Source organism: Halomonas sp. DQ26W (genome assembly GCF_003339685.1).
In the GTDB taxonomy this organism is placed as follows: domain Bacteria; phylum Pseudomonadota; class Gammaproteobacteria; order Pseudomonadales; family Halomonadaceae; genus Halomonas.
Genome location: NZ_QPKI01000035.1, coordinates 23,383 through 33,865, shown reverse-complemented (window position 1 = coordinate 33,865; position 10,483 = coordinate 23,383). Strand labels below are relative to the sequence as shown.

Annotated in this window: 9 protein-coding genes and 4 tRNA genes; all 13 read left to right on the top strand. The window is 60.7% G+C overall.

The window, feature by feature from the left end:
* The first annotated feature begins 192 nt into the window (after window positions 1-192).
* The 13 genes from DU490_RS15525 (at window position 193) to rpoB (ending at window position 10,476) form a co-directional block, all read left to right on the top strand.
* On the top strand, window positions 193-1,176 hold the full coding sequence (locus tag DU490_RS15525) for a biotin--[acetyl-CoA-carboxylase] ligase (protein ID WP_114575160.1): 984 nt from the start codon (window positions 193-195) through the stop codon (window positions 1,174-1,176).
* Window positions 1,173-2,012 (top strand): type III pantothenate kinase, encoded by an 840-nt coding sequence (locus DU490_RS15520; RefSeq protein WP_114575159.1) that lies wholly within the window; start codon window positions 1,173-1,175, stop codon window positions 2,010-2,012. The genes DU490_RS15525 and DU490_RS15520 overlap by 4 nt, the downstream gene beginning before the upstream one ends.
* A gap of 116 nt (window positions 2,013-2,128) precedes the next feature.
* A tRNA-Tyr gene (locus tag DU490_RS15515) sits at window positions 2,129-2,212 on the top strand.
* 49 nt (window positions 2,213-2,261) lie between these two features.
* Window positions 2,262-2,335 (top strand) — tRNA-Gly (locus DU490_RS15510).
* A gap of 60 nt (window positions 2,336-2,395) precedes the next feature.
* A tRNA-Thr gene (locus DU490_RS15505) sits at window positions 2,396-2,470 on the top strand.
* A 146-nt stretch (window positions 2,471-2,616) separates the two neighbouring features.
* Window positions 2,617-2,692 (top strand) — tRNA-Trp (locus DU490_RS15500).
* 71 nt (window positions 2,693-2,763) lie between these two features.
* Window positions 2,764-3,132, top strand: a complete 369-nt coding sequence (gene secE, locus DU490_RS15495) for a preprotein translocase subunit SecE (RefSeq protein ID WP_114575158.1) — start codon at window positions 2,764-2,766, stop codon at window positions 3,130-3,132.
* An 8-nt stretch (window positions 3,133-3,140) separates the two neighbouring features.
* Window positions 3,141-3,674: a transcription termination/antitermination protein NusG gene (nusG, locus tag DU490_RS15490; RefSeq protein WP_114575157.1), complete on the top strand. Its 534-nt coding sequence runs from the start codon at window positions 3,141-3,143 to the stop codon at window positions 3,672-3,674.
* Window positions 3,675-3,764: 90 nt separating this feature from the next.
* On the top strand, window positions 3,765-4,196 hold the full coding sequence (gene rplK, locus DU490_RS15485; protein WP_114575156.1) for a 50S ribosomal protein L11: 432 nt from the start codon (window positions 3,765-3,767) through the stop codon (window positions 4,194-4,196).
* A 2-nt stretch (window positions 4,197-4,198) separates the two neighbouring features.
* Window positions 4,199-4,891, top strand: coding sequence for a 50S ribosomal protein L1 (gene rplA / locus DU490_RS15480; RefSeq protein WP_114575155.1), 693 nt, complete (start codon window positions 4,199-4,201; stop codon window positions 4,889-4,891).
* Window positions 4,892-5,200: 309 nt separating this feature from the next.
* Window positions 5,201-5,704 (top strand): 50S ribosomal protein L10, encoded by a 504-nt coding sequence (rplJ, locus tag DU490_RS15475; RefSeq protein ID WP_114575154.1) that lies wholly within the window; start codon window positions 5,201-5,203, stop codon window positions 5,702-5,704.
* An 89-nt stretch (window positions 5,705-5,793) separates the two neighbouring features.
* Complete coding sequence (gene rplL / locus DU490_RS15470; RefSeq protein WP_114575153.1) at window positions 5,794-6,162, top strand: 50S ribosomal protein L7/L12; 369 nt, start codon at window positions 5,794-5,796, stop codon at window positions 6,160-6,162.
* A gap of 234 nt (window positions 6,163-6,396) precedes the next feature.
* Window positions 6,397-10,476 (top strand): DNA-directed RNA polymerase subunit beta, encoded by a 4,080-nt coding sequence (gene rpoB, locus DU490_RS15465; RefSeq protein ID WP_114575152.1) that lies wholly within the window; start codon window positions 6,397-6,399, stop codon window positions 10,474-10,476.
* Window positions 10,477-10,483 lie beyond the last annotated feature (7 nt).

The following is a 10,483-nucleotide window of genomic DNA, read 5'->3' as shown; positions in this document are numbered from 1 at the left end:
GCCGAACTCAGCAGTGAAACCGATCAGCGCCGATGGTAGTGTGGGGTTTCCCCATGCGAGAGTAGGTCATCGTCAGGCACTTATTCCAAAAACCCCGAGCTCGAAAGAGCTCGGGGTTTTTCTTTTTGTAATCAGTGCAGGGCTTGCGGCAGTTCCGCTAGAATGGGCCTTTTCCCGTTTGGGGCATAGGGCATGACCATCGGTGATCTGATCCGCCTGCTGAGCGACGGGGAGTTTCACTCCGGGGAGCAGTTGGGCGAGCGACTGGGCGTATCGCGTACCGCGGTATGGAAACAGCTGAAGAAGCTCGAGGCGCTGGATATCCCCCTGGAAGCCATCAAGGGGCAGGGCTACCGCATATCGGGTCCGCTGGAACTGCTTAATGGTGGTGCCATCGTGGCTGGTCTGTCACGGCAGGGCAGACAGCATCTTGCCCGCCTATTCATTGAAGAGACGCTGCCGTCGAGCAACCTGTTCATCCGTCATCGCTTCGACCAGGGTGCCGGGCATGGTGAGGTGTGCCTGGTGGAGCAGCAGAGCGACGGCCGTGGGCGTCGTGGGCGGTCCTGGTCGACACCCTGGGGGCGAGCCCTGATGTTGTCTCTCGGCTGGAGGTTCGATTCCGGCGTCGTGGCCCTTGAGGGACTCAGCCTGGCCGTGGGAGTGGCGCTTGCCCAGGTGCTTGAGCGGCACGGGGTTACTCCTAAGCTCAAGTGGCCCAACGATGTGTTGTTGGAAAACAACGATGGTAGCTTGGGAAAGCTTGCCGGCATCCTGGTCGAGATCAGCGGCGATACGGCAGGTCCCTGCGAGGTCGTGATTGGCATGGGGATTAATGTCAGCCTGCCCCAGGCATTTCGCGAGACGATCGAACAGCCGGTCGCGGCGGTGCAAGATCAGGCGCCGGGGCTGTCTCGCAATCGTCTGGCATTCGAATTGCTGAATCAGCTCCTGCCGCTACTCGCCAGCTACGAAAGCGAGGGCTTTTCTGCCTGGCGCGACGAGTGGAATGCCCGGCATGCCTTTGCCGGTTGTGATATCGACGTGCTCCGGAGCGGGCAGAGCCTGGCGGCGACGGCGAAAGGCGTCGACGAATCAGGGAATCTCTGTATTATTCGCGATGGGCGGCTTGACCGCTTGGCGGGTGGTGAGATCAGCGTGCGTGGACGCTCATGATCCTTGATCTGGACATTGGTAACACGCTGTCGAAGTGGCGCCTGAAGGATGCCGATAGCAGCGAGATCCGGTCGCGTGGCGCGGTCTGGACTCGAGAGGAGTGGAGGCCCGGTTCCGACATTCCCGATCTTGACGTGGTGGAGGCCGTGCGGATCTCGAGCGTGGCCCGGGAGGCGGTGCTGGAGCAGACCGTCTCGTTACTGCACAGTCGCGTGCGTGGTGTCCATGTGGCTCGATCGGTTCCTGAGGCGCTTGGCGTAGTCAATGGCTATGAAGAGCCTCACCGGCTGGGAGTCGACCGCTGGATGGGGGTGCTGGCGGGTTACCAGTTGGCGGGTGGTTGTTGCACGGTTGATTGTGGTAGTGCCATCACCGTTGACTTCGTATTGCCCGGTGGTCGGCACTTGGGCGGTTATATCATTCCTGGACTGCGGCTGATGAAAGAGAGCCTAAAGCTGGGTACGCGTAACGTGGCCATCGACCCCGACAGCGAGGCCGAAGAGCTGCTGCTGCCTGGCCAGCGTACTGTGGAGGCGGTCAATCACGGTATTTACATGGCGGCGGTCAGCGCCATCAACCGGATCTATGCGGAAGTGTGTGACCGTGAGGGCGTGGCGTTGCCGATGCTGCTTACCGGAGGGGATGCGCGCGTCGTGGCGCGCGGTATGCAGTCGCCCCATGCCGTCTGGCCAGATATGGTGTATGGGGGACTGGAGGCGTGCTTTCCGCTGACCGCCGCCGAGCGCGCCGGACGCATGTCGGGCGCCCCGCGGGTGCCTGCGCCGGCAGGGCTGGAAAAAATCCGCGCGGGCCTTGCTTTCTCCATGCTGCTTTGACACAATGCAGCGCGTTCCACGGCCGGGGGCGGTCCCGCTAGGGGTGATCCCAAGCAAGTTGCTGATAAGCAAGCACTTGACATGGTTCGTAGAGGCGGTAGAATTAGCCGCCAATTGGAGGGGTTCCCGAGTGGCCAAAGGGAGCAGACTGTAAATCTGCCGCGAAAGCTTCGAAGGTTCGAATCCTTCCCCCTCCACCAAGTTTCATGCCGTGATCGACTTTGGCGATTCGGCAGCCAGAGTGGGTAGGCGGGCATAGTTCAATGGTAGAACCTCAGCCTTCCAAGCTGATGATGCGGGTTCGATCCCCGCTGCCCGCTCCAGTATGGTATGCGCTGACGAAAGCGTCGTCGCTGGGCATGCAAGATGTGCCAAAGGGTTTTGCTCATGTAGCTCAGGGGTAGAGCACACCCTTGGTAAGGGTGAGGTCGACGGTTCAAATCCGTCCATGAGCTCCAGACGGGAAAAGGCGAGCGAAAGCTCGCCTTTTCTTTTCTTCCGGTGCGAGAATGTCGGAAGGGGTTGTCAGCAGGCTCGACCTTCGCTATTATAGCGCCCGCTGTTGTGCATGCAGCCCGCAAGGGGTTTGTGCGCATCAAGATACAGGCCAGTAGCTCAATTGGCAGAGCAGCGGTCTCCAAAACCGCAGGTTGGGGGTTCGATTCCCTCCTGGCCTGCCAACCTTCCCCAGGTTGGCACCCATCTATCAGATATATGATTCGATTGCCGCACCCTGAGGAGTCACGTTTTCATGAAACATAACGCCGAGGTGCAGGAGTCGCGCCACGACGGGCTCAAGTGGGCGGTGGTCATCACGTTGCTGGTTGTGGCTGTCGTGGGGAACACCTACTTTGCCGACCAGGCCATTCTCTATCGCGTGTTGGGTGTTGTCGTTCTCTGTGCTGCAGCCGCAGCTATTGCGTTGACTACCACCAAGGGTCGCGACCTGGCCGAGTTGGCCAAGAGCGCCAAGAAAGAAATTCAACGGGTGGTGTGGCCGACCCGCCCTGAAACCGTGCAGACCACGGGTATCGTGCTTGTCGCCGTGCTGGTGGTCGGTCTGATGCTGTGGCTGATCGACACCATTCTTGGCTGGGCGATGTCCGGCGTCATCGGTTAGGAGTTTTCATGTCCAAGCGTTGGTACGTCGTCCACGCCTACTCCGGCTTCGAGAAGCATGTCATGCGTTCCCTGCTGGAACGCGTGAAGATGTATGGCATGGAAGACCGCTTCGGCGAGATTCTGGTGCCGACCGAAGAAGTCGTCGAAATGCGGGATGGCAAGCGCCGCAAGAGCGAGCGTAAATTCTATCCTGGCTACGTTCTGGTCGAGATGGAAATGGATGACGGCACCTGGCATCTGGTCAACGAGACGCCGCGAGTCATGGGCTTCATCGGTGGGACCAAGGAGAAGCCGGCACCGATCACACAGAAGGAGGCCGATGCCATCCTTCGTCGGGTGAAAGATGGCACTGACAAGCCACGCCCCAAGACCATTTTCGAGCCGGGTCAGTCCGTGAGGGTCGTCGACGGTCCCTTCGCTGACTTCAATGGCGTGGTCGAGGAAGTGAATTATGACAAAAGTCGCCTCCATGTCAGCGTGCTGATTTTCGGTCGTGCGACACCGGTCGAATTGGAATTTGCCCAGGTCGAGAAGGAGTAATCCTCTCTGCCAGGCATCTGACGTCTGGCCGCCGAGGCGGCCGTATAACCCGGGGAGCCGAAAGGCGCTATTACCCAACTGGAGTCCATCATGGCCAAGAAAGTACAGGCTTACATCAAGCTGCAGGTCGCAGCCGGTAAGGCCAATCCGAGCCCCCCCGTGGGACCCGCGCTGGGTCAGCACGGTGTCAATATCATGGAATTCTGCAAGGCCTTCAATGCGGCCACGCAGGAGATCGAGTCGGGTCTGCCGACTCCTGTGGTCATCACCGTATACTCCGACCGCAGTTTCACCTTCATCACCAAGACGCCGCCTGCGGCCGTCCTGCTGAAGAAGGCGGCCGGGATCAAGTCCGGCTCAGGCGAGCCGAACAAGAAGAAGGTCGGCACCGTGACCCGCGAGCAGCTCGAGGAGATCGCCAAGACCAAGGAGCCGGACCTGACGGCTGCCGATCTCGACGCCGCTGTGCGTACCATTGCTGGTAGCGCCCGCAGCATGGGCCTGAACGTGGAGGGTCTCTGATCATGGCTAAACTGTCCAAGCGTGCCCAGACGATTCGCGAAAAGGTCGACCCGACCAAGGCGTACTCTCTGGAAGAGGCCGTGGCGCTGCTCAATGAGCTGTCCACTGTCAAGTTCAAGGAGTCTCTCGACGTTGCCATCAATCTGGGCGTCGATCCGCGTAAATCCGACCAGGTGGTACGTGGTGCCACCGTGATGCCCAACGGTACCGGCAAGGACGTACGCGTCGCCGTGTTTACCCAGGGTGCCAACGCCGATGCCGCGAAGGAAGCCGGTGCCGATATCGTCGGCATGGACGATCTGGCCGAGCAGGTCAAGAAAGGCCAGCTCAACTTCGACGTGGTCATCGCTTCACCGGATGCCATGCGTGTCGTCGGTCAGCTGGGCCAGATCCTCGGTCCGCGCGGTCTGATGCCCAATCCCAAGGTTGGCACCGTGACGCCGGACGTGGCGACTGCAGTCAAGAATGCCAAGGCCGGCCAAGTACGTTTTCGTACTGACAAGAACGGCATTATCCATACCACTTTGGGCAAGGTCGACTTCGAGGCAACTGCCATCCAGGGCAACCTGGAAGCGCTGGTTGCCGACCTCAAACGTCTCAAGCCGAGCACGTCCAAGGGTATCTATCTCAAGAAGGTCACCCTGTCCACTACCATGGGCCCGGGTCTGACCCTCGACCACTCCGCGCTAGTGTAGCCGGGGTGAGAGTGACGTGCTGCTGGGTATCGGCAGCGCGCAGAAAGCGTAGTTTGCAAGAACTTTGCGGTCCCCGAGCGCCTTGCGAGGCAGGGTGCGAGGGGCGCCGTCAAAGACCGCAGGCGCCGCCGCTCTCGAGTGGCGGCTTAATGTCCCCGGCGTGGGTGCCTGCGCAGATGGTGTGGCCGCCAGATCGCTGGTGAGCACCATCACCCGGGACTTCCGGAATTCGTCACAAGACGGCCTACGGAAGAGATGGTAACCCTCGGAACCCGCCCTGCGAGGTTCCGGCACGAAGGAGTGATCACTGTGCCACTAGCACTCGAAGGCAAGAAGGCGATCGTTGCCGAGGTCAGTGAAGCGGCCAAGGGCGCACTCTCCGTCGTAGTTGCCGATTCTCGTGGTGTCACGGTCGAGAAGATGACCGACCTGCGCAAGCAGGCCCGCGAGAATGGCGTGCAGATTCGTGTTGTCCGCAACACCCTGGCACGCCGCGCCCTCTCAGGCACCCAGTGGGAATGCCTGAGCGAGAGCTTCATCGGTCCGACACTGCTGGCCTTCTCCACTGAGCATCCGGGCGCTGCCGCCCGGCTGTTTAAGGAGTTTTCCAAGCAGGATCAGAACTTTGAAGTGAAGGCGTTGGCCTACGAAGGCGAGCTGATTCCGGCAAGCGACATTGACCGACTGGCAACGCTGCCGACTTATGACGAGGCCATCGCCAAGCTGATGTCCGTCATGAAGGAAGCATCCGCCGGCAAGCTGGTTCGTACTCTGGCCGCCCTGCGCGACCAGAAGCAGGAAGAGGCCGCCTGATCGGCGAACTCGTTCCTGCAGCCTGAATCGAACTCTGAATAGACGAGCGCTCGGCGCGCCGAGGCTCCCGCAAAGTTAGGAAGACCAAAATGGCACTGACCAAAGAAGACATCATCAACGCCGTCGCCGACATGTCCGTCATGGAAGTCGTCGAGCTGATTGAAGCGATGGAAGAGAAATTTGGCGTTTCTGCCGCTGCCGCCGTCATGGCTGGCCCGGCTGCCGCTGGCGAAGTCGTCGAAGAACAGACCGAGTTTGACCTGGTCCTGACCAGCGCTGGTGAGAAGAAAGTCAACGTGATCAAGGCGGTTCGCGAACTTACCGGCCTGGGCCTGAAGGAAGCCAAGGGCGCCGTCGACGGCGCGCCGGCAACCATCAAGGAAGGCTTGTCGAAGGACGACGCCGAAGCGGCCAAGAAGAAGTTGGAAGAAGCCGGCGCGAGCGTGGAGCTCAAGTAATCCTTGTGCCCCATGGCTTCACGCGCTGCGTAAGCTTCCACGGCTGGTGGCGGGCCCTCCCGCTGCCGGCCTTTTTCTGTTGCACTAGCCGCCTGCCGTTGCAGCGCCGCTAGAAGAATCCCGACGGCGAGCTACCCTCCTGGGAGCTTGCCGTCAGCGCCTGACGGGGTCGAGCCCGTCAGGTGGCGCCGACCACGCATCGGTCACCCATGGTGAACAAGCTGGGGAATACAGATGGCTTACTCATACACTGAGAAAAAACGCATCCGCAAGGATTTCGGCAAACTGCCCCAAGTGATGGATGTGCCCTACCTGCTGGCGATCCAGCTTGATTCCTATTACGACTTCCTCCAGCAGGATCGCTCGGCCGATGAGCGCCTCGAGAGCGGACTTCACGCGGCATTCAAGTCCGTGTTCCCGATCGAGAGCTTTTCCGGCAACGCCGCGCTCGAGTATGTCAGCTACCGTTTCGGCACTCCGGCCTTCGACGTCAAGGAGTGTCAGTTGCGTGGCGTTACCTATTCAGCTCCCTTGCGGGTCAAGGTTCGCCTGATCATCTACGATCGGGACTCCTCGAACAAGGCCATCAAAGACATCAAGGAGCAGGAAGTCTATATGGGGGAAATCCCCCTGATGACCGAGAACGGGACCTTCGTGGTCAACGGTACCGAGCGGGTCATCGTCTCCCAGCTACATCGCTCTCCCGGCGTGTTCTTCGATCATGACAAGGGCAAGAGCCACTCCTCCGGCAAGCTGCTCTACTCGGCTCGCGTAATCCCTTATCGCGGCTCCTGGCTCGACTTTGAGTTCGATCCCAAGGACAACGTCTTCGTGCGTATCGACCGTCGCCGCAAACTGCCGGCCACCGTGCTGCTGCGTGCCTTGGGATTGACCGCCGAGGAGGTTCTCGACGAGTTTTTCGAGACCAGCACTTTCCACATCGAGAAAGGCGGTTTCTCTGTGGAACTGGTGCCGTCGCGCCTGCGCGGTGAAACCGCCACCTTCGACATCAAGGATGGCGACGGCAACCTCATCGTCGAGGAAGGCCGGCGCATCACCCAGAAGCATATCCGCCAGCTGGAGAAATCCGGACTGGAGCGTCTCGATGTGCCGATGGACTATCTGTTCGGCAAGACGTTGGCTCGTGATCAGGTCGATTCCAGCACCGGTGAGCTGATCTGCCCCTGCAATACCGTGATCACTCCCGAGCTGCTCGAGAAGCTCGGGCAGGCTGGCATCACCACCATCGAGACGCTGTACACCAACGATCTCGACTGTGGTTCCTTCCTCTCCGACACGCTGCGGTTGGATACTACCGGTTCCCAGCTCGAGGCGCTGGTCGAGATCTACCGCATGATGCGTCCTGGCGAGCCTCCCACCAAGGAAGCCGCCGAGACCCTGTTCCACAACCTGTTCTTCACCGAGGACCGCTACGACCTGTCGGGCGTCGGTCGCATGAAGTTCAACCGTCGCTTGCGTCGTGAAGGGGATACCGGTTCGGGCGTACTCGATAACCGTGACATTCTCGATGTGCTCAAGGAATTGATCTACATTCGTAACGGCTTCGGTGAAGTCGACGATATCGATCACCTGGGCAACCGCCGTATTCGCTGTGTCGGCGAGATGGCCGAGAACCAGTTCCGCGTCGGCTTGGTGCGTGTCGAGCGTGCGGTCAAGGAACGCCTCTCCATGGCTGAGAGCGAAGGCCTGATGCCGCAGGACCTGATCAACGCCAAACCCGTCGCCGCGGCGGTCAAGGAGTTCTTCGGTTCCAGCCAGCTCTCCCAGTTCATGGACCAGAACAACCCGCTCTCCGAGGTCACTCACAAGCGCCGGGTCTCAGCGCTTGGGCCAGGCGGCCTGACCCGCGAACGGGCTGGCTTCGAAGTGCGCGACGTTCACGCTACCCACTACGGTCGCCTGTGTCCTATCGAGACACCGGAAGGACCCAACATCGGCCTGATCAACTCGTTGGCCACCTACAGCCATACCAACAGCTACGGTTTCCTCGAGACGCCGTATCGCAAGGTGGTGGACCGCCAGGTGACTGACGATGTCGTGCACCTCTCGGCCATAGAGGAGGGCGACTATGTCATCGCCCAGGCCTCGGCAGCCGTGGACGAATCCAACAAGCTGGATGACGACCTGGTCCAGGTGCGCCACAAGGGTGAGACCACCTTCATGCGTCCTGAACAGGTGACGTTGATGGACGTCTCTCCGCGCCAGGTGGTCTCCGTGGCCGCGGCGCTGATTCCGTTCCTCGAGCACGATGATGCCAACCGCGCCCTGATGGGCTCGAACATGCAGCGTCAGGCGGTGCCGACGCTGCGTGCTGAGAAACCGCTGGTGGGTACCGGCATGGAGCGCTTCGTGGCGCGAGATTCCGGTGTCTGCGCCGTGGCGCGTCGCGGCGGCGTGATCGACTCGGTCGATGCACGGCGGATCGTGGTGCGTATCAACGAGGATGAGATCATCGGCGGCGAGGCTGGCGTCGATATCTACAACCTCACCAAATACGTGCGGTCCAATCAGAATACTTGCATGAACCAGCGTCCCATCGTGCGTCCCGGCGATACCGTGGCCCGCGGTGACATCCTGGCTGACGGCCCCTCCGTCGACATGGGTGACCTGGCTCTGGGCCAGAACATGCGCATCGCCTTCATGCCTTGGAACGGCTACAACTTCGAAGACTCGATCCTGCTCTCGGAGCGTGTGGTGCAGGAGGATCGCTTCACCACCATCCACATCCAGGAGCTGACCTGCGTCTCCCGCGACACCAAGCTGGGGCCGGAGGAGATCACTTCCGATATCCCCAATGTCGGCGAGTCGGCGCTCTCCAAGCTGGACGAGGCAGGTGTGGTCTATATCGGTGCGGAAGTCGGCCCGGGTGACATCCTGGTTGGCAAGGTCACGCCCAAGGGTGAGACTCAACTGACCCCCGAGGAGAAGTTGCTGCGCGCGATCTTCGGCGAGAAGGCTTCCGACGTGAAGGACACTTCCCTGCGTGCCCCCACTGGCATGAAGGGTACCGTCATCGACGTTCAGGTCTTCACCCGAGACGGCGTCGAGAAGGACTCCCGGGCACTTGCCATCGAGCAGATGCAACTCGACGAGGTGCGCAAGGATCTTCAGGAAACTTATCGCATCGCCGAGGATGCCACCTTCGAGCGCCTCAAGCGCACCCTGAATGGCGTGGCGGTGAATGGCGGACCCAAGCTCAAGAAGGGCGACGTGCTCTCCGAGAGCTACCTGGAGGAGCTGCCGCGCCAGCAGTGGTTCAAGCTGCGTCTGCAGGACGAGTCGCTCAACGAGCTGCTGGCCCAGGCCGACGAGCAGTTGGAGAACCGCCGCAAGGAGATGGAGGAGCGGTTCGAGGACAAGAAGCGCAAGCTTACCCAAGGCGACGATCTGGCGCCGGGCGTGCTCAAGATCGTCAAGGTCTACATGGCGGTCAAGCGTCGTATCCAGCCGGGTGACAAGATGGCCGGCCGTCACGGTAACAAGGGCGTCATCTCCGCCATCATGCCGGTCGAGGACATGCCCTTCGATGACAATGGTGTTTCGGTGGACGTCGTTCTTAACCCGTTGGGCGTACCGTCGCGGATGAACGTGGGTCAGATCCTCGAGACTCACCTGGGTCTCGCGGCTCAGGGGCTGGGTGTGAAGATCGATGCCATGCTCCGAGATGCCCGAGACCAGCAGGTGACCGAAATTCGCGAGTTTCTGGACAAGGTCTACAACTCGGCTATCGGTACCCGGGTCGAGAACCTTGACACGCTCAGCGACGACGAGGTTATCGCCCTGGCGAAGAACTTGCGCAGCGGCGTGCCGATGGCCTCGCCGGTGTTCGACGGCGCCGATGAGAGCGAAATCAAGCATCTGCTGCGCTTGGCCGACCTGCCGGACTCCGGCCAGATGGCCCTGTATGACGGGCGCACCGGTGATGCCTTCGACCGGCCAGTCACGGTGGGCTACATGTACATGCTCAAGCTCAATCACCTGGTCGACGACAAGATGCACGCGCGTTCCACCGGCTCCTACTCGCTCGTCACCCAGCAGCCGCTGGGCGGCAAGGCACAGTTCGGTGGTCAGCGCTTCGGGGAAATGGAGGTCTGGGCGCTGGAAGCCTACGGTGCCGCCTACACTCTCCAGGAGATGCTGACGGTGAAATCCGACGACGTGGAAGGTCGCACCAAGATGTACAAGAGCATTGTCGACGGCGACCACACCATGCATGCCGGCATGCCGGAATCCTTCAACGTACTCGTTAAGGAAATCCGTTCGCTGGGCATCGATATCGAGTTAGAGAGCTAGGAGCCGA